This window comes from Halotia branconii CENA392 (assembly GCF_029953635.1).
Lineage (GTDB): Bacteria > Cyanobacteriota > Cyanobacteriia > Cyanobacteriales > Nostocaceae > Halotia > Halotia branconii.
Genome location: NZ_CP124543.1, coordinates 2423283 through 2447526 on the forward strand (window position 1 = coordinate 2423283; position 24244 = coordinate 2447526).

The 24244-nt window shown below is 43.3% G+C and carries 18 protein-coding genes; 8 read left to right on the forward strand and 10 right to left on the reverse strand.

The window, feature by feature from the left end; all coding sequences use genetic code 11:
- Positions 1-210 precede the first annotated feature (210 nt).
- The 6 genes from QI031_RS10750 to rpsT form a co-directional block, all read right to left on the reverse strand.
- Positions 211-4338 carry a DNA-directed RNA polymerase subunit beta'' gene (locus tag QI031_RS10750; RefSeq protein ID WP_281485156.1) on the reverse strand — a complete coding sequence of 1376 codons (4128 nt, stop codon included), beginning with the start codon at positions 4336-4338 and terminating at the stop codon, positions 211-213.
- A 32-nt stretch (positions 4339-4370) separates the two neighbouring features.
- A complete protein-coding gene (locus QI031_RS10755) occupies positions 4371-4637 on the reverse strand; it encodes a hypothetical protein (protein ID WP_281485157.1) in 267 nt (88 codons plus the stop codon).
- 211 nt (positions 4638-4848) lie between these two features.
- Positions 4849-6726, reverse strand: a complete 1878-nt coding sequence (locus tag QI031_RS10760; protein WP_281485158.1) for a DNA-directed RNA polymerase subunit gamma — start codon at positions 6724-6726, stop codon at positions 4849-4851.
- A gap of 136 nt (positions 6727-6862) precedes the next feature.
- The gene (gene rpoB, locus QI031_RS10765; protein WP_281485159.1) at positions 6863-10162 is read right to left on the reverse strand and encodes a DNA-directed RNA polymerase subunit beta; all 3300 of its coding nucleotides are present in this window, start codon (positions 10160-10162) and stop codon (positions 6863-6865) included.
- A gap of 717 nt (positions 10163-10879) precedes the next feature.
- Positions 10880-11665 (reverse strand): TatD family hydrolase, encoded by a 786-nt coding sequence (locus QI031_RS10770; RefSeq protein ID WP_281485160.1) that lies wholly within the window; start codon positions 11663-11665, stop codon positions 10880-10882.
- A 62-nt stretch (positions 11666-11727) separates the two neighbouring features.
- Positions 11728-12024 (reverse strand): 30S ribosomal protein S20, encoded by a 297-nt coding sequence (gene rpsT, locus QI031_RS10775; RefSeq protein WP_281485161.1) that lies wholly within the window; start codon positions 12022-12024, stop codon positions 11728-11730.
- 680 nt (positions 12025-12704) lie between these two features.
- On the opposite strand from rpsT, the gene hisD reads away from it, so the two are divergent.
- From hisD to QI031_RS10790, 3 genes are all read left to right on the forward strand, one after another.
- On the forward strand, positions 12705-14006 hold the full coding sequence (hisD, locus tag QI031_RS10780; RefSeq protein ID WP_281485162.1) for a histidinol dehydrogenase: 1302 nt from the start codon (positions 12705-12707) through the stop codon (positions 14004-14006).
- A gap of 220 nt (positions 14007-14226) precedes the next feature.
- Positions 14227-14652: a universal stress protein gene (locus tag QI031_RS10785; RefSeq protein WP_281485163.1), complete on the forward strand. Its 426-nt coding sequence runs from the start codon at positions 14227-14229 to the stop codon at positions 14650-14652.
- 195 nt (positions 14653-14847) lie between these two features.
- Positions 14848-15444, forward strand: a complete 597-nt coding sequence (locus tag QI031_RS10790) for a Uma2 family endonuclease (RefSeq protein WP_281485164.1) — start codon at positions 14848-14850, stop codon at positions 15442-15444.
- Positions 15445-15526: 82 nt separating this feature from the next.
- Here QI031_RS10790 and QI031_RS10795 read toward each other — a convergent pair whose 3' ends face one another.
- The gene (locus QI031_RS10795) at positions 15527-15919 is read right to left on the reverse strand and encodes a hypothetical protein (RefSeq protein WP_281485165.1); all 393 of its coding nucleotides are present in this window, start codon (positions 15917-15919) and stop codon (positions 15527-15529) included.
- Between the two features lie 131 nt (positions 15920-16050).
- Here QI031_RS10795 and hslO point away from each other — a divergent pair, with 131 nt between their 5' ends.
- The gene (hslO, locus tag QI031_RS10800; RefSeq protein ID WP_281485166.1) at positions 16051-16956 is read left to right on the forward strand and encodes an Hsp33 family molecular chaperone HslO; all 906 of its coding nucleotides are present in this window, start codon (positions 16051-16053) and stop codon (positions 16954-16956) included.
- Positions 16957-17109: 153 nt separating this feature from the next.
- Complete coding sequence (locus QI031_RS10805; RefSeq protein WP_281485167.1) at positions 17110-19200, forward strand: type 2 periplasmic-binding domain-containing protein; 2091 nt, start codon at positions 17110-17112, stop codon at positions 19198-19200.
- Positions 19201-19283: 83 nt separating this feature from the next.
- Here the strand turns inward: QI031_RS10805 and QI031_RS10810 are convergent, their stop codons facing one another.
- The 3 genes from QI031_RS10810 to QI031_RS10820 all read right to left on the reverse strand — a co-directional run bounded on the left by QI031_RS10810 (position 19284) and on the right by QI031_RS10820 (position 21426).
- Positions 19284-20150 (reverse strand): aldo/keto reductase, encoded by an 867-nt coding sequence (locus QI031_RS10810; protein ID WP_281485168.1) that lies wholly within the window; start codon positions 20148-20150, stop codon positions 19284-19286.
- A 154-nt stretch (positions 20151-20304) separates the two neighbouring features.
- Complete coding sequence (locus QI031_RS10815) at positions 20305-20799, reverse strand: pentapeptide repeat-containing protein (RefSeq protein ID WP_281485169.1); 495 nt, start codon at positions 20797-20799, stop codon at positions 20305-20307.
- A gap of 420 nt (positions 20800-21219) precedes the next feature.
- Entirely contained in the window at positions 21220-21426 is a 207-nt protein-coding gene (locus QI031_RS10820; protein WP_281485170.1) for a hypothetical protein, read from the reverse strand.
- Between the two features lie 525 nt (positions 21427-21951).
- On the opposite strand from QI031_RS10820, the gene QI031_RS10825 reads away from it, so the two are divergent.
- From QI031_RS10825 to gcvH, 3 genes are all read left to right on the forward strand, one after another.
- Entirely contained in the window at positions 21952-22236 is a 285-nt protein-coding gene (locus tag QI031_RS10825) for a hypothetical protein (RefSeq protein ID WP_281485171.1), read from the forward strand.
- A 69-nt stretch (positions 22237-22305) separates the two neighbouring features.
- Entirely contained in the window at positions 22306-23442 is a 1137-nt protein-coding gene (gcvT, locus tag QI031_RS10830) for a glycine cleavage system aminomethyltransferase GcvT (RefSeq protein WP_281485172.1), read from the forward strand.
- 125 nt (positions 23443-23567) lie between these two features.
- A complete protein-coding gene (gcvH, locus tag QI031_RS10835; protein WP_281485173.1) occupies positions 23568-23960 on the forward strand; it encodes a glycine cleavage system protein GcvH in 393 nt (130 codons plus the stop codon).
- Positions 23961-24244 lie beyond the last annotated feature (284 nt).

A 24244-nucleotide genomic window follows, 5' to 3' on the forward strand; every position in this document is an offset into this window, starting at 1 on the left:
ATTTCTTTTACCTTCTACATTTTACATTTTAATTTTTACCTTTCCTCTTGAGGGTGGGAACTCTTAACAGGAAAAAGAAATTAGCCCCAAAAATATATTTAAAGTGGCTTAATTTATTTGTTGCCCTTCGGGTTCACCATTTACCTGCAAAGGAAAATCATCCCGCAGTGTTGGATTCACCTGTTGCCTGTTGCCTGTTCCCTTTCATCTTTACTCTTCTTCGTAATCGTCTACGTCGTCTTCCTCGTAATCGTCTTCATCTTCTTCGTCCTCTTCCATGAGGTCAGTAACCTCATCGGCAATCAAGTCATCGTCATCATCGAGAATTGACCTTTCTGTACGCCGACTACCAAATCCAGTTTCTGCCAGCCCAGGAGAATCTAGATTATAGGCGCGAGCTGTGCGATCGTCTAATACCATATCCAGAGGATCATCGACTTCATCTAGAACGCTACTGCTATCTAAAGCGGCATATTCATCGATCGCACCGGGTTCTTCATAGGTATTGTACCCAGTACCCGCCGGAATCAATCTACCGATAATCACGTTTTCCTTTAGTCCGCGCAGCCAGTCGGATTTACCTTCAATTGCTGCTTCGGTTAGTACCCGTGTTGTCTCTTGGAAGGAGGCGGCAGAAATAAAGCTGTCAGTGTTCAATGATGCTTTGGTGATACCTAACAATACGGGGGTGTATTGCGCTCTAGCACCACCTGTAATCGCCATAGCTTCGTTCACCTGCTCAACTTGGCGCAACTCTACCAATTCACCGGGAAGCATGGTAGTATCGCCACCATCATCAATCCGGACTTTATTGGTCATCTGACGCACGATAACTTCAATGTGCTTATCGGCAATATCAATTCCTTGAGACTGATACACCATTTGCACTTCGTTCACCAAGAATGTTTGCACCTTCTGCAAAGCATGGCTAGCACAAGCATAAACTCCATCCTCAGAACCCAGACTAAAGAAAATTTCCAAAATTTCATGGGGGTTGGATGGACCATCACTCAACGGTTCCCCTGCTGCGACAACTGAGCCATCTGGAACCATCAAATTTTGTCCAGGCCCTAAAGGGTAATCGGTGACTACGCCATTGGGTTCTACTACTTTAACAGCGATCGCTTCATCACCATCACCATAAACTACCTTAACTTCTCCGGCTCGCCGACAGAGAATACATGCTTCTTTGGGTTTACGTGCTTCGAGCAATTCCTCAATCCGGGGCAAACCTTGAATAATGTCTCCGGTTTTGGCACGCTCAAACACCAACAATACCAAGTTATCGCCTCGTTGTACCAAATCGCCATCTTCTATCTGTAAGACAGCACCAGGACTGACTCGGTAGGGGCGACCAACGCGGATAGTCACAGAGTAATTTTGAGTACTCAAGGCTGCATCTTGGTTTGTAGAAGTATTTGCGGCAGTTTTAACTTCTACTACTTGCCCAGATTCTTCTGCAAAAACTCCAGAGGCAATTTCTGCGCCTTCTACTAGCAAGTCACCTTTTTTCACTTTGGGTTGGGTACTAGTATGCATTGTGATCATGTCAGTGTCTTGGCGTAATACCAAACAACGACGGACAGTTTCACTACCTTTCTGCACACCCCGGACAATACCCCCTTCTTTAGCTAAGATTTTGGTACGTGCAACCACAGCACCAGGAGCGATGGTTTGTCCATCTTCTACTTCTAAGCTAGTCTGGGTACTACCTTGGGTAGCATCAGCAGTAATGTCCCGCCGAATTACCAAGGATTCTAAAATCACTAATTGCAAGCGCAGAGAATCTGAGGCGGAGATTTCCTCTGTTGTCGAGTCTGAGTCTAAGGTTGGGGCAGTTGCTAGCTCTTCACCCTCACCTTCTTCGATCAATTCAATATCTGCTGCTAAAGGAGAAGCATTATGGTCTTGTTCACCTTCTTGCTCAATTTCTAGCACCAACTGAGTTCGCAGCAACTCCACCCCTTCAACAGACTTGACGCGTTCAGAATCTTTGTAGGGCAATCGCTGTACTGCCCGCAACTGAATCGAACGCCCTGTTTGCTGACTAATTGATGTGGTTGATGGCACATCAGGATTATCCGGTACGGCAAACTCCACTACTGGACGACTTAATAAAGCTGGTCCTTCTGGAGATTCCACATACTGGATATAGCGCAATTCGGTGGCGACACTACCTTGGAACTCCTCACCTGGTTGGACAAAAGTATTATCTCGTCCCATGACTGCTTCTGGATCGTCTACCATCAGCAGTTCTCCTGGCTTGACGACGACTTCTCGCAGGATGTCATTTTTCTGGGTAACTTCTATCACACCACTAGTTTGACAGAAGATATCTTTTACCACCTCAGTCCCAGCTTCTACAAACTGTCCGTCTTCTACTAGCAGTAAGGAAATGTCTTTGTTGACTTCGTGGGTTTCTTCGGGAATCCACAACAGAGTGCCACCTTGCACAACTTCGTAGCCCAGCTTGGCTTTGCCTTTCTTCTGGACTTCTACACCAGCAAATTTCAAGAATCCACCAGTAGTTGTACGATAGCGATCGTCAATCAATTCAGCGACGACCTGACCATTTTGGACTTTAGTACCTGGGGTAGCCCGGAGGTTGAATACTTGGTTGTTGCCAGTGGTAACTAAGTAGCTATTGCGACCTTGGGAACTTTGGACTGTGACTTTTGCTTGGTCTAAAACCACAGAAGCAGTGATAATTTCAATTTCTCTGGTACTCTTGCCTGGAGTAGCTTCCGGCAGACGTACCACACCGCCATGTAGGCTAGTTAATTTGGTTTCTGCCAACACTCCATTTGAGGCGATCGCATCATCATTTTTCACCACCAATTCTGCACCAGGAGGCAAGTTATAAACTTCCCCAGATAAAACCCAAATCAAACCACCTCTGACTGCTGTAGTTGTGGTATTACCTTGGCGATCGGTTTTTTGTTCTGGAACTACATCCGCAAACTGCACTTCTCCTGCTAAGTCAGACGCTACATCTTTTACAGCTTTTTCTGTGTTAGCACGAGTTGTACGTCCACCAAGAGCAACTTCTGCCAGTAATTGACCGATTTTTACTTGCTGTCCATCAACTACGTAAAGTGTGGAACCTTGAGTAACATGAATTTCTTGGGTAGCTTGGGTATTAGCACCTTCTTTTTTCGGTTCTAAATTGATCACCCCGTTTGCCTCAACATACAAGGCATCTTCACCGTGGCGGGTGCGATATGTACGAGTCCGCAGTTTCCGGGGCAGACGGATTGTACCTTCTGTCTTAGAACGCACTTGCTGCGCTACTTCCCCAGTAAATACACCACCTGTATGGAATGTCCGCATGGTGAGCTGAGTTCCAGGTTCACCAATACTTTGGGCAGCAATAATCCCAACAGCTTCACCCAAATCCACCATCTTAGCGTGGGCTAAACTCCAGCCATAGCAGTGTTGACAGACAGACCGTGCAGCTTCACAAGTTAGAGGCGATCGCACAACAACTTCACTAACCCCAGCTTTTTGAATTTCTGCTGCTAAATCATCAGAAATTGGGGTATTGCGTGGTGCAATTACTTCTTTTGTGGTGGGATGCACTACATCTTCACCAACTACCCTTCCTAGTAAGCGCTGACCCAGAGGAATCAAGGTTTTAGCACCTTCTGTCATTGGCTGCACCGGAATCCCTCTGGTAGTACCACAGTCAAATTCCCGAATAATTACATCCTGAGATACGTCTACTAGACGACGGGTGAGATAACCAGAGTCAGCCGTCCGCAAGGCGGTATCGACTAATCCTTTTCTCGCACCGTAAGACGAAATAATGTATTCCGTTACGGTTAGCCCTTCACGGAAATTGGTTTTAATGGGCAAGTCAATAATTTCCCCTTGGGGATCTGCCATCAGTCCCCGCATCCCCACCAATTGCCGCACTTGAGAAATGTTACCCCGCGCTCCAGAGAATGCCATCATGTACACTGAGTTGAGAGGATCAGTATTTTTAAAGTGAACAACGACTTCATCTTTGAGGGCTTCACTAGTACCATTCCAGGTATCAATTACTTTTTGAAAGCGTTCCACTTCTGTAATTTCTCCCCGTTGGTAACGGGTTTCGGTGGCACGAATTTCTTCCTCTGCCGCATCTAGAAGCGCTCGTTTAGTTGGCGGGATCATCAAGTCGTCAACACTGATAGAAACCCCTGCTTTGGTAGCATAGCGAAATCCCAATTCTTTGAGCTTGTCCGCCATCACAGCTGTACGCGCCGTTCCATAGTGCGTAAACGCCCAGGAAATCAATTTTCTCAGTTGACCTTTATCAACTACGCGATTGCGAAAAATCGTGTTTTCATTACTCATTTATTTAGTCCTTCATCCTTAATCATTAATTATTAGGATTGGGCATGGGGCATAGGGCATGGGGCATGAGAGAGAAAAGGCACTAGAGACAGGGTGCGGGGTGCAGCACTTCGGCTACGCGGCAGTTGAGCGCACTTGTACTGAGCGAAGTCGAAGTAGTCGAAACTCAGCAACCGGGGAATGAAGAATGTCTTGAATTTGTTCATAATTTTTTTTTCTCCCGAAGTTGCTCCACTTGGTGAGGCAGTCCGCCCTTGCGGTTCCCCGACTTGTAGGAACTGCCGTGGTTTCCATGCCACTTGCGGGACTTGGGGGGAACCCCCGCAACGCAGTGGCTCCCCAGGAGCGACTGGCGTTGGACTGCCGTTAGCGTAGCGATAGCGAGCTTGCGAACGTTACCCAAAGGGGAGACTCCAAGACCGCACTTCTTTCCTTGTCTCCCTGCTTTCCTGCCCCGGTCACTGAGCGTAGTCGAAGTGCTGCTCCTGTGCTTTTCTTAGTCCCTAGCTCCTAAACTGCTAATGCTTCCTGAATTGCTTTGTTGTAAATAACACGACCGGGTGTTGTCCGTACATACTGAGAAACTAAATTTCCTTTGGCATCTTCTCTGACTCGGCGGAATTTATACAGTAATGTCCGGCTACCATCACTATTTTCTGTTATTTCCAGAGGCTCCTGATCTGGTTGATCAGATTCAACTTCACCGTCAAACCGCACGTAGATATAGGCATGTAAGTCAATTTGCTCTTGCTGGAAAGCCATGATTACATCATCCAAAGAAGCAAAGTAATTACCTGCACCTTTTGTAGCATTAGGATTTTCTGCTGTTAAGTAATATGCTCCCAATACCATATCTTGACTAGGTGTGATAATGGGTCTACCTGTAGCTGGTGATAGAACATTGTTAGAAGCCAGCATCAATAACCGCGCCTCTGCCTGACTTTCTAAAGACAGAGGAACGTGTACCGCCATTTGGTCGCCGTCAAAGTCAGCATTAAACGCTGGACACACCAAAGGATGCAGTTGAATTGCTCTACCTTCCACCAAAATCGGTTCAAAAGCTTGAATACCTAAACGGTGTAGTGTCGGCGCTCGGTTGAGCATGACTGGGTGTCCTTCAATTACTTCTTCTAGAACATCCCAGACACTAGGATCGTTGCGAGATATGAGTTTTTTCGCTGCTTTGATGTTGTTTACCATCCCACTGCGAATCAAGCGATTAATCACAAATGGTTGAAATAGCTCAATTGCCATTTCTCTAGGCAAACCGCACTGGTGAATTTTCAGCTTCGGACCGACCACAATTACAGAACGTCCAGAATAGTCAACTCGTTTACCTAACAAGTTTTGCCGGAAACGACCTTGCTTACCTTCAATAATGTCAGACAAAGACTTCAGTGGTCGGTTATTTGCCCCGACTACCGTGCGTCCGCGGCGACCATTGTCAATCAAAGCATCCACTGCTTCTTGCAGCATCCGCTTTTCATTCCGCACAATAATTTCTGGTGCTAAAATCTCTTGCAACCTTGCCAAGCGATTATTACGGTTAATGACTCGCCGATACAAGTCATTTAAATCGCTGGTAGCAAAGCGTCCACCATCGAGTTGTACCATTGGACGCAGGTCGGGCGGAATTACCGGAATTACTGCCATCACCATCCACTCAGGTTTAGAACCGGTGGCAATGAAGTTGTCAATCACTCGTAGGCGCTTAATTAACTTGGCGCGTTTTTGCCCTTTGGCGTTACCAATTTCTTCACGTAGGCTTTCAGCTTCTTGCTCTAAGTTAATATCAGCCAGCAAACGCAGCAGCGCTTCAGCACCAATACCTACCTCAACACCCTGCAAAGTAGAATCTTCGCTATAAATTTGATCTTCAATTTCCAACCATTGGTCTTCACTGAGGAGTTGTTTGTAAGTTAAAGTTTCGGCATTACCAGGACTGAGAACAACATAAGAGTTGAAATAGACTATTTGCTCTACATCTCGCAAGGGCATATCCAGCAAAATGGAAATATAGCTAGGAATGCCTTTGAGATACCAAACGTGAGCTACTGGAGCAGCAAGTTTGATGTATCCCATGCGGTGACGACGTACCCGCGATTCGGTAACTTCTACACCACAACGCTCACAGACAATGCCGCGATGACGTACTCTTTTATACTTACCACAATGGCATTCCCAATCTTTTGCAGGGCCAAAGATGCGCTCACAAAACAAGCCATCCATTTCTGGCTTAAGAGTTCGGTAATTAATTGTCTCTGGTTTAGTGACTTCGCCTACTAATTGGCCGTTAGGCAGAGTTCGTTCACCCCACTGCCGAATGCGTTCTGGCGATGCTAAACCGATTTTGACGTAATCAAACTGATTAGTTTGGGCTGGTCTCATTTCTTTAGTACTAAGTTCTAAGTTATGAGTAAGTAAATGCACGAGGTTCTACGCCCGTGCTAGGAGAAGTATTTAGTTGTTAACTGTAAGCTAGGAGTTATCAATTTAAAACTGATAACTCCTAACTTCTAACTTTCTACTCTTCTTCTTCCAAAGATTCACGGGAGAGAGATTCGTAGGTTGGTCTTGGGGGTGTACGTCGAGCAGATTGATCTGCCATTAAATCGACTTCCACATCTAAGGAACTACCATCTGTTTGGGTTTCAACTTTGTGTACGGCAATGTCTAAACCCAATGATTGTAGTTCTCGCATTAGCACCTTAAAAGACTCTGGTGTTCCAGGTCGAGGAATTGCCTTTCCTTTAACGATCGCATTTAACGCTTCATTGCGTCCCTGCATATCGTCGGATTTAACTGTCAGCAACTCCTGCAAGGTGTAAGCTGCACCAAAAGCTTCCAATGCCCACACTTCCATTTCCCCAAATCGCTGACCACCTTGTTGGGCTTTGCCACCCAGAGGTTGCTGAGTTACCAAAGAGTATGGGCCTGTGGAACGGGCATGAATCTTGTCGTCCACTAAATGTACCAACTTCAGCATATAAGCCACACCCACGGTAACTGGTCGGTCAAAGGGTTCGCCAGTGCGACCATCAAAGACCAAGATTTTACCAGGATCGTCTGGGTTATACACCCAATCTTTGCCTGTTTCGTCTCGTGCTTCTTGCAATTTGCCATGTACAATGCGGCGGGATGATTCTTCACCGTACATTTCATCAAAGGGAGTAATCTTAAATCTTACTCCCAAGGTTTGACCAGCCCAACCCAACATACATTCAAATACTTGCCCAACATTCATCCGGCTGGGTACGCCCAAGGGATTAAGGACAATATCTACTGGGGAACCATCAGGCAAATAAGGCATGTCTTCCGCTGGTAAGATCCGCGAAATGATTCCTTTATTACCATGTCGTCCTGCCATTTTGTCGCCAACTTGGATTTTGCGCTTTTGCGCTACATACACCCGGACTACCATGTTGGCTCCTGGTGGCAGTTCGTCGCCTTGTTCGCGGGTAAACAGGCGCACGTCTACAACCCGCCCTTTTTCGCCGTTTGGTACTCGCAAGGAATTATCTCGTACATCCCGCGCTTTCTCACCGAAAATGGCACGTAAAAGTTTTTCTTCTGGTGGTTGGTCTGATTCCCCTTTAGGTGTAACTTTTCCGACCAAAATATCTCCTGATTCTACCCACGCCCCAATCCGAATGATTCCCTGTTCATCCAATTGCCTTAGGGCATCTTCCCCGACGTTAGGAATTTCTCTGGTGATTTCTTCTGGGCCTAGTTTGGTTTGTCTAGCTTCAATTTCATATTTTTCAATGTGAATTGAGGTGTAAATATCATCCTGCACCAAGCGCTCCGAAATCAAAATCGCGTCTTCGTAGTTATAGCCTTCCCAAGGCATATAAGCGACGACAATATTTTGTCCCAAGGCTAATTCACCACCTTCGGTAGAGGAGCCATCAGCCAGTACTTGACCAGCAACAACGCGCTCACCAATCCGAACTAGGGGCTTTTGATTGAGACAGGTATCCTGATTAGATCTTTGATATTTGGAAAGTCGGTACTTAATTTCCGAACCCCCAGATTTGGGACGTACCCGGATTTCTGTGGCATCAACGTAGATGACATCGCCATCGCTACGGGATATGATTACCATCCCGGAGTCTCTTGCTCCTTGGGCTTCTAAACCAGTACCTACTAAAGGACGCTCTGGTTTAAGCAATGGTACTGCCTGCCGTTGCATGTTGGAACCCATCAGTGCTCGGTTAGCGTCGTCATGTTCCAAAAAGGGAATCATGCTCGTCGCCACTGAGACGATTTGCACTGGGGAAACTGCTACATAATCCACTTGTTCTGGTGTGGTAGTCGCCCAGTCTTGACGATAGCGCACGGGTACTAATGGCCCTTTAATGTAGCCATTCTCATCTACTGGGATATCGCCAGTGGCAGTCCTTAGATCATCTTCTTCGTCGGCTGTCATGTACACTGGCGTAACGTCAAATCGCACCCGCCCATTTTCCACGGGTCTAAATGGCGTTTCTAAAAAGCCGTATTGGTTGACTTTGGCATGGGTTGCTAAGGAGCCAATTAAACCAGCGTTTGGACCTTCTGGTGTTTCAATCGGACAAATGCGTCCGTAGTGAGAAGGATGAATATCTCGTACCGCAAAACCAGCACGTTCACGAGTTAAACCACCAGGACCTAAGGCGCTGAGACGACGTTTGTGGGTCAGTTCTGCCAGAGGATTGGTTTGATCCATGAACTGACTTAATTGGCTGGAACCAAAGAACTCCTTAATTGCTGCTACCAATGGTTTGGGGTTAACTAAGGAAGCAGGGGTTAGGACTTCGGCATCAGACACGGTCATTCGTTCCCGAATGATTCGCTCTAGGCGGTTTAAACCTACCCGCACTTGGTTTTGCAGCAATTCACCGACGCTTCTGACCCGACGATTACCTAAGTGATCAATGTCATCTATATTGCCAATGTCATATTCTAGATTAATCAAATAATCGACAGCCGCCAAAATATCGCCGGGAGTCAATACACGCATGGTGTCGGGAACAGACAACCGGAGTTTTTTGTTGAGCTTATATCGTCCGACACGACCTAAGTCATAACGTTTTGGGTCAAAGAAACGCGAGTCTAAGAGTTGTTGTCCACCCAAGACTGTAGGTGGTTCACCGGGACGCAATTTCCGATACAACTCCATTAGGGCTTCTTCTTCAGAAAATTGCCCTTCTTTTTCGATGGTTTTTTGGAAATATTCTGGGTGACGTAAAGCGTCAAAAATTTCGTTATCTGATAAGCCCAGAGCTTTTAATAGCACCTGTGCTGAAAGTTTGCGGGTTTTGTCAATGCGTACCCAAACTAAGTCATTACGGTCTGTTTCAAATTTCAGCCATGCCCCTCGGTTGGGGATAAGACTGGCAGAATAAGTCCGCCGCCCGTTTTTGTCAATTTCAGATTTGTAGTAAACTCCTGGCGATCGCACTATCTGGTTGACGATGACTCGCTCGGCTCCGTTAATAATAAACGTGCCACGATCAGTCATTAAAGGCAGATCCCCAATAAAAACTTCTTGTTCTTTAATATCACCTGTTTCTTTGTTCAACAGGCGTGTGGGAACATACATCTGGACTGCATAAGTGCTATCCCGCCGTTTGGCTTCTTCAACACTGTACTTTGGCTCTTTTAGTTTGTAGTTATGTCCGAGAAAGTGCAGTTCTAGCTTGCCTGTATAATCTGTAATCGGACTAAAAGAGTTAAGTTCTTCTATCAACCCTTCTTCCAAAAACCAGCGAAAGCTTGAGCGCTGGATTTCAATCAAGTCGGGCAACAAAAAGGCGGGTTCAATATATGTTTCGCTAGTCATGCCTCTACCTTTGTCAACCTGGTTAAACTTTTTGAGAGGACACTACTTTTGGCAATTTTTCACCGTAAACTAGTGTCTGTAGCTGTGGGAACTTTTTTCTCCTAAAATGCCAACTGCTCTATAAATGCAGGTAAACGCAGCAATTTAAGCCAAAAATAACGATTTTGACAAGGGGGTAATCGCCCTTGCTGGCAGGTCAAAGTCATTATTATCTGGCTGTTAACTTGATGCTTTAACAACAGATGGCTGGAACATAGCTGAATTTGATTTGCTTTGGTCAATTTCCCCTCCTAAAAGTGCGCTGATCAACTTACGCACTTTAGACTTTATCTGTCTTCAATACACCATTTATCCTCACGGTGATATCTTAGGATTGAGAAAATGAGCCGCCCTTTGTTGGCCTATTATCAGACTGGCTTGATGTTGGTGGGTTTTACTCACAAGACAATTACTTTTAACAATTTTCTATAGGATTAGATACAAAGCAGTCAGGCAATTTCTGCCAAATTTAGCTCACGGCTATGAGAGCATCCGAATGTAGAGAGGAGGAGGATGGTCAAGTTGATAACAGTACAAAATCAAGTTTTAAGAGTTCTCAATTCCTTCCTTTATCATTATGACGCAAGCAAAATGTTTTGGAGGGAATGATCTTAGCATATTTTTGTCCTCCCAAGGATTTATTTTTTTTACCTCCCAAATAACCTGAATATTCGTAACTTATACTACCAAACCGAATAACTCACAGGCATTGCGGGTGGTTTGATGAGCGATCGCTTCTACTGTTTCTCCACGCAACTGAGCTACTTGTTCTGCTACATAGCGGACATAAGCAGGTTCGTTACGCTTTTCGCCCCGTTTGGGTACTGGAGCGAGAAAAGGACAATCTGTTTCAATCAACAGGCGATCGCTTTGCACCATTGCAGCTGAGGCATGGATTGCTTCAGCGTTTTTGAATGTGACTGTGCCACTAAAGCTAATGTAAAAGCCTAAGTCCAAGAACCATTGAGTTTCTTCTGGTGTTCCTCCCCAACAATGCATCACACCCCGTAGGGGTTCCGCTTGGGAATCCTGCCATTTTTGCAATATTTCTTTTACCTGTTTCGCTGCATCGCGGCAGTGAATAATTACTGGCAATTTGAGTTGGGATGCGATCGCTAATTGTGCCTCGAATACCATACATTGGGTTGCATAGTTATCTGCTTTGTAAAAATCCAGCCCCATTTCTCCTATAGCTACCACCTTTGGTTCTGAACTCGCCAAAGAATGGATCTGATCGGCCCAGTCGCTGTGCCATTTTTGGGCATCTAAAGGATGCAATCCCACGGCAAAACTCAGTTCAGGAAACTGGTGCGCTATGGCTTGAATGCTGGCAAACTCGGCTGGCTCGACACAAGAGTGTACTAAACGCACTACGCCTGCTTGTTGCCATCGCGATCGCACTAAAGCTAAATCTGGCTGGAATGAGTCAAAGTTAAGATGAACGTGGGTGTCAATCAGCTGCATTAGTTTGATCAAGGTCAACAGTCAATTATCAAGAGTTAATGATTTAACTCTATAAATTGGGACTATTCAGCACTTTGTACGACTGGCTGTAGTTTGTGAGCTAATCTTGACTTTTTCCTAGCTCCATTATTGGGGTGCAGAACACCGCGCTTAACAGCTTTATCTATTTTGCTGTAAGCCTCAGACAACCGCGCTTGGACTTCTTGTTGTGATTCTGGTGTAGGATTAGCCGTATAGCTTTCTACGGCACTTACATATTTTTTCATCAGCGTTTTAACTGCTGATTTGTAAGCTTTGTTACGCAGTCGGTTACGTTCTGCGATTTGGGCGCGTTTGAGAGCAGACTTTGTATTCGCCACAGTCGATTCCAAAAATACTATTAATATTTACACACACTACTAGATTTACTAATATAGCATTCATATTGCCAATGTGAGGATTTATGAAAAAAAATCTCACTTTTGCAGTGATTTTGATCTTGGATTGACTGCATTAGAACAAGAAGACTTGACAAACTCTTGCGTGGTATGTACTCAAGCGAGAAAATGAGTTAGAATTAAGTACTCTAATAAATTATGAACCTAAACCACCCACTACCTGATCAAGTGGTGTTACTGCCAATGTAGTCCGCGATTAAAATGTACAGACCCAATATATGGTGTTTGTGTAGCCCTTAGGTAATAAAAGTAGAAAAATAAACAATAATTATACTTAGAGTCAACTCTGAATCTTGGATCACGAGTATGTTAGGTGTACAAATATAACATCAATCATACCCGCAAAAAAGAAGGGTTAAGGCTTAAAGGTAGTGGTGCTGGCGTATCCACTCCCTGCCACTGGCCAATCAGGGCAAGTGGGACTAAGTAATTTATTCGCCTTCTCAAGGAACTGATCAGTGGGCAACCTTGAGAGTATCAAAAAAATCCAGGTTAAGCTAGAGAAGAGAATTGAGATTGCCTTGACATATTTTATTAAGTCAAAAGCAAGACTAAATTCTCCGGTGGGAATATTCTAAAATTTTTGGCATTCTCCTTACTCCATGCTGCGAATCATTACTCAGCAGGCAGACGTTAGAGCAGAACTACTACGGATCTGCGATCGCACCCATGACGAACATGTGCTTCACAAAGAAGCCACAGTGCGGGAAGTGTTGCAAGCAGTGAAGCGCCAAGGCGACAAAGCTGTGTTGCATTATACATCTGAATTTGACAACCAAACCTTAAAGCCGGAAGAACTGCGGGTGACAGGTTCGGAACTGGATGCGGCCTATCAACAGGTGTCGAAAGAACTGCTCCAGGCGATTCAGTTGGCTAGTAGCCAAATTGAAGCATTTCACCGTCAACGAGTCCCAAAAAGCTGGGTACACTTTGGCGATGACGATGTAGTACTGGGCAAACGCTACACTCCTGTAGATCGAGCAGGTTTATACGTCCCTGGTGGCCGTGCTGCTTATCCCAGTGCGGTGCTTATGAATGCAATTCCGGCGAAGGTGGCTGGTGTACCCCGTGTGATAATGGCGACACCACCACGAGCAGGTAAAGCCATTAACCCAGCCGTTTTGGTGGCTGCTCAAGAAGCAGGGGTACAAGAAATTTATCGAGTTGGAGGAGCGCAAGCGATCGCGGCTTTAGCCTACGGTACAGAAACGATTCCTCAAGTCAATGTAATTACTGGGCCTGGTAATATTTATGTCACCTTAGCCAAAAAACTTGTATATGGAGTCGTCGGCATTGATTCTTTGGCAGGGCCAAGCGAGGTGCTAATTATTGCTGATGAAACAGCCAATCCTGTGCATGTGGCTACTGATTTATTGGCACAAGCTGAACATGATCCGATGGCGGCGGCGATTTTGTTAACTACGGATACTGCTTTAGCAAAAAATGTCCAAGTAGCTGTAGAAAGACAGCTAGTAGATCACCCACGACGGATAGACACCGAAAAAGCGATCGCTCATTACGGTTTAATTGTCGTCGTAGAATCTCTAGAAGCAGCCGCAGAATTTTCCAATGAATTTGCCCCTGAACATTTGGAGTTAGAAGTAAAAGATCCTTGGGCAGTACTTCCCAATATCCGTCATGCTGGGGCAATCTTTTTAGGTTACTCTACACCAGAAGCTGTAGGAGACTATTTAGCAGGGCCTAATCATACTTTGCCCACATCAGGTGCTGCTCGCTATGCTTCAGCCTTGGGGGTGGAAACTTTCCTCAAACACTCTAGTATTATTCAATACTCACAAACAGCACTGCAAAAAGTGGCAGGAGCAATTGATGCACTTGCAACAGCTGAAGGCTTACCTTCTCATGCCGATTCAGTACGCCGCCGGATTCAGCAAGAAGAGTGACTTTGGATGCTTAATTTTTGCCTATACTATTGGCAAAAGTTAATCGTAAAGTCAAACTAAAAGTCCGGGCGGTAGTTGCCTCCAGGAAACTAACCTTTGGCGGTTGCAGTCTCAACTATAAAAACGAAGTCCTGATTGGGGAAATTGTTGACTAAGCTGTCGATCATCTTCACCAATGGATATTAATATTCAGGGGTCTACTCTTTAGGAGACAAGATCTGTGCTAAAAAATATTTTGGTAGCTCTAGACGGTTCGGAAATTGCAGAAAAAGTAATTGAAGTTTTTAAAGATTTGGTGTTGTCAGAAGAGACTAAAGTCATTCTCTGTCATGTTTTTGCTACACCAGAGTCAGAAATGGAACTACCTGCCGATCGCCCTCATCCAGAGTCTCCAACATTTTCTTATTTTCATATTGAAAAATTACTGCAAGCTTATCAAGAAAAATTATCAATTAACAGTGAGTTAGAAATGGTAACAGGTGATCCTGCCGACGAGATTATTCGCCTTGCCAACATTTACCAAGCTGACTTACTAATTATTGGTAGTCGCGGCTTAACTGGGATGAAGCGAATTGTTCAGGGTTCAGTGAGTAGTCAAGTTGTCGAAGAAGCGAATTGTTCAGTATTGGTGGTCAAGCCAAATTAAAATCAGGTAATGCTATGACCTTTTTGGAATTAAAAATTAAAAATGTAAAATTAAAAATAATGTCTTGAAAAGTTGAGCGTCGGGAAACCCGCCTACGAGAATGGCTTAACAGTGAACAGTAAACACTGATAACTTATTTAAGCGTCTTACAATTTTTAATTAATAATTTTTAATTTTTAATTGGAGCGAAGCGACTTGACCACAACCCCAAAAGTTACCAGAAAATTTACCTTTGCAGAGTATCTAGCTTATAACGATGGTACAGATACCCGCTACGAACTAATTAATGGAGAATTAATTCCTATGAGTTTAGGAAGTGGGCAACATGGGTCAGTAGCGGAATTTCTCAATCTGTGCTTTCGAGCAGAAATTCTTCGACAAAAGTTGGATTGGACATCTAAACAAATGCTAATTGGTGTTCGTTCACCTCGTGCTGGCAGATGGGATACATCTAGGATTCCAGATGTAGTCGTGGTTTCGCTAACTCAGTGGCGAGAATTAAGAAACCGAGAGGCAGTTATTGAACTTAACGAACCACCATCCTTGTTAGTGGTGGAAGTCGTGAGCGAATCGACAAAAACCGCAGATTATCGAGCTAAACGAGTAGAATATAATGTTTTGAGTATTCCAGAGTATTGGATTGTCGATCCGTTAACAAACAAAGTAACTGTTTTTACATTGATTGAAGAATTGTATGAGTCAGCAGAGTTTTTTGCTGACGATTATATTAAATCTCCAACTTTTCCGCAATTGGAATTAACAGTTGAGCAAGTTTTATCTGCCGACACTTAACCAACATTCAAATCTTTTTTATAGCGGTTGATATAGATGAAAACACCACTCACTCTAGCCCCTAGCCTCTAGCCCCTAGCCCCTAGCCCCTTTTAAATTGAGTTGCCAGAAACTGACGCAAGCTCAACAAACTCAAGCTTTGTCCTAAATTTAAAGGCAAAATGGAAACTCCTTCGAGGCGGGATTGCACCCAACCTTCTCCCCAATACCATTCATGGAATCCATCAATACCCCCACTGAGTAGCAAGCGCAGACAATTAGGTTTTGCTACATCGACTTGATGATGTACCGGAACTGGTCCAGTCCAGGTTGTAAACTTAAATCCTGGATGTAGTTCTTCTGGCATTCCTGGAGCAAAACGCTGTCCTATTAGCCATTTTTTTAATTGCTCTGGATGCAGCAAACTGTCATGAATGGCATCGGCTGATGCTTCAATTTCTATCCGCAGTTGACTCTGTTGAAAATTACCAAGCATTTTTCTAGTATTGCTTAACAATCTAATTCTAGTATTGCAAATACATTCACTAGCGATCGCTCAGTCAATTTTCTGGCAAATGAGAACTTAGAATAGAAAAAGTGAACTTGTTAAGAAATGTAAGGTTTTTCATGGCAGATCAGTTAATTCGTGCAACAGCGGCTGAAGGTGGGATTCGGGCAGTGGGTGTGATCACCACACGCTTAACAGAAGATGCACGGCAGCGCCACAAGCTCTCTTATGTGGCTACAGCAGCACTGGGACGGACGATGGCGGCTGGTTTATTGATGGCTTCTAGCATGAAGCGTGTAGGATCTAGGGTTAATGTCCGGGTTAAAGGCGATGGGCTTTTAGGTGGTATATTGGTAGATGCGGGCTTAGATGGGACGGTACGCGGGTATGTAGGAAACCCATCTATAGAATTGCCTCCTAATGCTAAAGGTAAGTTAGATGTTGGTGGTGCAGTAGGTAACGGATACTTGTATGTAGTGCGAGATATTGGTTACGGCTACCCTTACTCTAGTACAGTAGAACTCGTTTCAGGTGAAATTGGTGACGATGTGGCTCATTACCTGATTAATTCCGAACAAACACCTTCAGCAGTTGTTTTAGGCGTGTTCGTGGGAGCAGGTGGAGTTACAGCAGCTGGGGGATTATTGGTGCAAGTACTACCCAAAGCTGCTAGAGATGAAGCATTGGTAGCAACTTTAGAATCACGGGTATCTGCTTTATCAGGGTTTACGCCGTTGTTGCAAGCTGGCAAGACGTTAACGGAAATCCTCAATGATCTATTAGGAGACATGGGGCTGACAATTTTTCCTGAAAGCCAAATGCTACGCTTTCACTGTGGCTGTTCTTTTGATCGCGTTTTAGGGGCATTAAAAATCTTGGGAGAAGCTGAATTGCAAGACATGATTATTGAAGATGATGGGGCTGAGGCAACTTGCGACTTTTGTGGCAAAGTTTATCAAGCAAGTAGCGACGATTTAACTCAACTAATAGCCGATTTGCAGACGGAGTCTTCTATTTTAGGGTAAAGTATAAAATAACACCGATTTTTCAAAACTTTAATGATATCTATGGAGCAAATCAAGTAAAAAAGTAGCTTTTTAATTATGAGAAAGTTACTATGGCAACAATGGAATTATCGACCTAAAACAGATCGCTATTCAACTATTTTGGTGTGAGAAATGACAGAGCGAGATATTCCAGACAGTTGGTCTTCAGGCAAAGGAAGAGAGCCAGATAAAATAGGGGAATCATTCAACAGGCAACAATTGGGTGATATCCCAGCATTTGGTGTGCCAGCTACTAGTTCTACCTCTAAGTCAGTGAAGCAGCGAAACAAATATAATTCCGTCCGCAAAGCGTCTCAAACAGAAGGATTACCTATAGATACTAACTCAGACAATACAAGTTTACCTAGTAAAAATTCTCAGCGATTGCCACGTTGGATGAAAAGCTGGGTATTGTGGTCAGTATTGTTAACGTTAATTCCCGGCAGTATCGGGTTTCTGGCGATGTCAATACTGTTTAAGTTACCATCTGCTCCCAACTGCCCATCAATTTTTTGGCCTTTGGCTAGTGCATCGGTGCGGTTACATTGCGCTCAATTAGCAGCTTCTAAGCAGAAAGTAGATGACTTGCTACAAGCGATCGCAATGGTGAGACAACTACCTCAAAATCACCCCCTGCATGGAGAAATTGAGCGTTTCTTAGAGGAATGGTCAAAAGATATTTTACGCCTAGCCGATGAAAGTTTTCAAGCGGGAAATTTAGAAGAAGCGATCGCTACTGCACGTAAAATACCTGAAGACCTTTCAGCGTCTAAATTAGTAGACGATCAAATTTCTCAATGGCAGTCAATTTGGTCAAAAGCAGAAGGTATCTACCAAGATGCAGAAGAACAATTAAAACAAAGGCGCTGGCAATCAGCGTTTATGTTGTCAGCTAAATTGCTGCGTGTAGATAATAAATTTTGGGCAAGTACTAAATACGATCAATTAAATCGCTTAATTACTTCAGCGAAGGAAGATGGCGATAAGTTAGCTAAAGCTGAAGATTTAGCAGATAGCCAAGTAGTAGATAAGCTACTAGAAGCTATCAAAATAGCTGAGTCGATAAATTCAGAAAGTTACCTTTATCAAAAAGCGCAAGAATTGATTCCGGGATTCGGACGTAAGATGCTGGAATTAGCACAAGCAAAGTTAGATGCACGGGATGCTGATACAGCTCTTGATATTGCTAGACAAATTCCCGACAGTACTAAATTGCAAACAGAAGTTGAAGACTTTATAGCTTTAGCTGATGCTCAAAGAAGTGCATGGATAGGTACTGTTGCTGGTTTAGAAACAGCAATTTCCCAGGCGCAACAAATTGATCCTTCCAGACCAGTTTATGAAAAAGCACAACAATTAATTGCTCGTTGGCAGTTAGAAATTGAAGATGTAGCTCGTTTAGAAAGAGCGCGAACACTAGCTAGTCAAGGAACAATTACCAATTTAACAGCAGCGATCGCCGAAGTCCAGATGATTCCTGGTAATAACCCACGGGCATCGGAGGCTAAAGAAGAAGCGAGTCGTTGGCGTACTCAAGTAGAAACAATCGAAGATCAACCTTACTTGGAACGCGCCGAACAGATAGCTTTTATGGGGGATATTAATTCTTTGCAAGCTGCAATTGCTGAAGCAAGTCAAATTGGTCGGGGTCGAGCGTTGTATCCAGAAGCACGCCGAAGAATCCGCACTTGGACAGCTAAAGTCGAGCGTATTCAAGACCAACCTTACTTAGACCAAGCAAGAGAACTGGCTCAAAGTGGGAATTTACCTGCTGCTATTAGTACAGCTCAAACAATAGCCTCATCAGGACGAGCGCTTTCTAGTGAAGCACAAGCAGCTGTGGATGACTGGTCAGGGCAAATCCGCGCCAGAGAAAACTGGAAAAAAGCGCGGGAAGTGGCACTTGCTGGAACACCAGAAGCTTTAGCTGAGGGGATACGGCTGGCTGATAAGGTGTCAAATAATAGTATTTTACGCTTGGATGTGAATGTAGCGATTGATCAGTGGAGTCAGCAATTATTAGATATAGCTCGAACTCAAGGTAATTCTGATCCTTCTCAAGCAATTAAAACTGCTAAGTTAATTCCCCGTGGTAGTTCTGCTTATAGTACGGCACAAGATCAAATTAAAACTTGGCAACAGTTTCTTAATCCTGAACCTCCACCTCCACCGCTGCCTGAGTTTCAACAATTACAGCCTATAACACCTATTAATCAACGGTGATTTTTAATCATTTGGAATTAACCTCTTGCAAAATATCCTTTTGTAGGAGGTTTATCCAATAGATAATGTGATTTCCTGGTTTTTTATGTTGCTTGGTTAATTTTTTCCACTTCTTCCTCAGATAGTTTGATATCAACGCCACGCACTGAATCTTCAAGACTAGAAGTCTTGCTAGCACCAGGAATCGGTAAAATACAAGGCGATTTAGAACGCAACCACGCCAATACAATATTGTATACCGATACACCTTTTTCTTTCGCTAACTGAGCGATCGCGGGAATATCTTTTAAATCGCTATGACGACGACTACCGCCAAAAGGACTCCAAGGTAAAAAAGTTAATTTTTCCTGTTCACAATACTTCAATACACCGTCAGTTTCGGGCTGTCGTTGCCAAGGGCTATATTGATTTTGCACTGAAATAATATCTACCACATCCCGCGATCGCTTAATTTGTTCAACAGAAAAATTAGAAACTCCTACAAACCGAATTAAACCATCTGCTACTGCTTCTTTGGCTGGTGCGAGAGATTCCTCAATTGTGTAGTTGGCATCAGGGGAATGGTATTGCCAAATATCGATGGGTTTATCACCACCTAAAGCCTCAAAACTGGTACGAATTGTTTGACGCAAATGTTCTGGACTACCGTTGCGTGTCCAACTACCATTGGGACGCATCAAACCCCCTTTAGTTGCGACAATTATACGACTAATATCACCTTTGTAACTGCTAAGTGCTTTGTGAATTAGTCGCTCATTGTGATGCTTGTCTGACTCATCTTGGCAATAAGAGTCAGCAGTATCAATGAATGTAATGCCCAAATCTAAAGCACGATGAATAACTGCGATAGATTGTGATTCGGGCGGGCGATTATAAATTGACATCGGCATTCCACCCAAGCCAATCACACTTACAGAGATACCCGTTGTTCCTAGCTGTTTGGTTTCCATGCTTTTAAACTCTGGTTGACAACGCTATTAACTATGTATTTAGCTAATTAGATTTGTTTTGACAATTACCTATGGATAGGGCTTAAGAAAAACGATCAGCTATTCTAATTATGAAATAATCCCCCTCTCAATTAACTGAAAAGGGGATTATTTTCTACTTACATCCTAAAGATTCACGAGTAGCTATACCAGTTTTGGAATTTGTACCATTTGCTTGATTACAGAGTTTTTTCACCTGCAAACCGTCTAAAATTGCGTTCGTAAAATCTGCGCCTGTGATGTCAACATCATCAAATACAGAACGCAGCATCATTGCATCTGTTAAAACTGCATCACTCAAGTCAACGCCCTTGAAACTTACCAAATAGGCTATGCCTTCACTAAAATCTACGCCATGCAGATTTACACCCTCTAAGAGACTACTGTTAAATACACCACCCCGCAAATTAGCATTGCTAAAGTTAGTATTCTCTAAACTCACATTGGTAAACTCAATAGCAACTAAGTTTTGATTAGAGTAATCCTTGCCCTTAAGTTCATCACCGGCAGAACGGGTGATACTAGAAGAACTTGCGGCCTGCGCCGATAGGGGAAACAAAAAAAGAACCATAGCTAAAACAACGCTAGCCAGTAGTTGCCGATATTTCATAATCTCTTCTTAACAAATCTCAACACTTTCACTATTAAACATTAAACTGTACTGGGGCGTTGCATAAATACGGGATGAATAGAGATGTTTGACCAAGACTAAAGATTGATTTTTTGCGTCTTTGCGCCTACCCTGCGGGTACTCCTTCGGAGAACTCGTAAGAGTAACTGCTACCGCGTCTATGCGCGAAATTAAGATTCATCCCATCAATCGGCAACGCCTGTACTGGAGAGTGCTAAATGAATTGTTTATCAAAACATATTCTATGAGTTAAATTCGGTCTAACTCATAAAATATAATTATGTTTTACTCAAAGGCTTACTAAATCAGACTTTGGTTTCAACTCACCTTCAAAGAAAAACTTTTTGATTTACTGAGAATCTAATCTATGATTTTGTCATGCTTTTTTTGGGAATGATATTAGAAACTGTCCAATCGAATATCTTTCCAAATATCTGAGACCTCCCACCCTGAATTACCAACAGATTCAACCACAGGATGATCAATTAATGGGATATTTGACTCTTGCATCTCAATGATATCAACTTGAAGATTTTGCTGCTTTAACTTTTCTATTGTCTTTGTTTGCTTAGGAATAGGCTTTTCAAATTTTTTGATGAGTCTCATGTTTATCTACAGTTTGAGAATGGGTACACTACAAAAAGTGATGATTGTTTTGTAGTCTTTTTAAGAGGCAGATACCTAAAAAAGCTAAGTTAATCTTGCTATCACAACTATCTTGAGTTACATCTGGTCTTGCAAGCAAGTGATTAAAACAAACCAAAAAGTTCGGTTTTCTGGAAAAGCAAGTATTTTAAAGACGCTTCTAGCTTTTGCAAATGCTAATACAAATAATTCATCTGCTTGAGACTTGACACCTAGATTAATTAAAATTTCTACCTTTTTTGAGATATCACTTCTTTCGTTAGGCAGAGAGTTGAATTTGTAAGTATTGTTTACTATTTCTTTAAATTAAGATAACCTACAAAATCACTGTTTTTAGTATAACATTTGTGAGATCCAGGCAAACACTCTATTGTGTTGCCATCTTTGATAAGTCAAGTTAAGTTCCAGAACGATTAGTATTAATACATTTTATGTATTGATGATCTTCATAATTTAACTGTTTTCTAATTTGGAGCAAGTTTATCAATGAGTTATTACAACTTTAACGATCATTTCTGGAAACCAGAGACAGTTTGTCAACAAGCATTACAACCAAAACCAAGTCAAAAAAATACTCGTAAAAACAAAGTCAGAATCATCTTGTATATCATCTGTGTTGCAATATGGACACCTGTGTTGTTCCAAGTTTTATTTATTGCCACCAATCAAAATCAACAAACAGCTTTGTTAGATGTTGAAAATTCCAAAGGTAACTGCTTAACATTGAGACATGATAAAGGTGTAAAAATTTATTGCTCTATTGCACAGTAATAGCAAAGCATAATTAAAGAATACTGCTTTAGGATATATAGATGTTGGAATGCGATCGCAAAAATATCTGTGGCTAATCAACAAGACATCGCCTCATCTTTGGCGCGGACTCATTTATATCAACTGGGTGTAGAACTTAAAGCCCGCTTTACTAGCTTTGGTGGTTGGGAAATGCCCGTGCAGTATAGTGGTATTAGCCGCGAACATGAGGCTGTGAGAAACGCAGCTGGGATGTTCGACATATCCCACATGGGTAAATTTACTCTTCAGGGTCAAGACTTGATTTCTCAACTCCAGTATCTAGTGCCTTCAGACTTGAACCGACTGCAACTTGGTCAAGCACAATATACCGTATTGTTAAATCCTCAAGGGGGAATTATTGACGATATTATTGTCTATTACCAAGGTGAAGATACCACTGGCGTACAGCGGGTGTTGATCATAGTCAATGCAGCTACTACCAATAAAGATAAAGCGTGGTTATTGCAACATCTTGACTTGAATGAGGTGCAATTCCAAGACCTTTCACCAGAAAAAGCCCTGATTGCTGTACAAGGACCAAAAGCGATTAAATATCTCCAGCCTTTTGTCCAAGAAGACTTACAACCAATCAAAGCATTCGGACATTTAGCCGCAACAGTACTGGGTAAATCTAGTTTTATTGCCCGCACAGGTTACACTGGCGAAGATGGTTTTGAGGTGATGGTAGATCCAGAGGTCGGGGTAGAATTGTGGCAAAATCTTTATGATGCCGGGGTAATTCCTTGCGGACTGGGTGCAAGAGATACTCTGCGTTTAGAAGCAGCGATGGCACTTTATGGACAAGATATCGATGACACCACCACCCCTCTAGAGGCAGGTTTGGGATGGTTAGTTCACCTTGATAGCAAAGGTGATTTTATTGGTCGGCAAGTTTTGGCACAGCAAAAAGCCGATGGAGTCCAACGCCGACTTGTCGGTTTACAAACGTCAGGACGCAACATTGCCCGTCATGGCTACCAAGTTTTATCAGCAAATCAAGTAGTGGGGGAAGTGACTAGCGGGACTATATCTCCTACACTTGGTTATCCTGTTGCTTTAGCCTATGTTCCCACCAAGCTAGCAAGTGTTGGTCAACAGCTAGAAGTGGACATTCGGGGCAAAGCTTACCCCGCAGTTGTAGTTAAGCGTCCCTTTTATCGCTCAAAAAATCGTGTAACTAACTGATAACTTTCTAGATTTTTCAGAAATAATGTGTTTTAAGTTACTTCATCTATACTATGTTTAATTAACAAACATGACCTAGATGACTTTTGGGGCGATAATTTGTTTGATCTGGAAGGGAAATTGATATGTCGTCTTTTGAATATCCTCAGGATTTGAGATACCTGGATACTCATGAATATGTGCGGCTTGATGGTGAAATTGCCACCATTGGCATCACTGAGTTTGCCGTAGACCAATTGGGTGATATCGTGTTTTTAGAATTGCCAGAGATAGGCGATGCATTGGCTAAAGGAGAAACCTTTGGCTCAATTGAATCAGTAAAAGCTGTTGAAGACCTGAGTTCACCAGTCACCGGCACAGTTATAGAGCGCAATGAGGCTTTGATTGACTCTCCCGAAGAAGTGGCAGAAGATCCTTATGGTGAAGGGTGGTTCTTAAAAGTACGCGTCAATGACCCTGATGAGGTGAATGACGGCTTGACAGCTGATGAGTATCGCGCCCAGGTAGAAGGGGAGTAGGAAGAGGCAGAAGAGCAGCACTTCGGCTTCGCTCAGTGACCAAAGCAGGGGAGCAGCAAGAGGGGAAAAGGTTAAAGGGTAAAGGGTAAAGGATGAAAAAACCAACCCTTTAACCCTTTCCCTTTCCCCCTTCCCCCTTCTTTCCCATGCTCCATGCCCAATGCCCCATGCCCAATTCCCTATGCCCCACACTTAAATTTATAAAATTTTAGCTAATCAGATCATTTACCCCCTCTTATTAGAAGTAATTATTGCAAAATATTAAACAGTAACGTCTGGAGAGC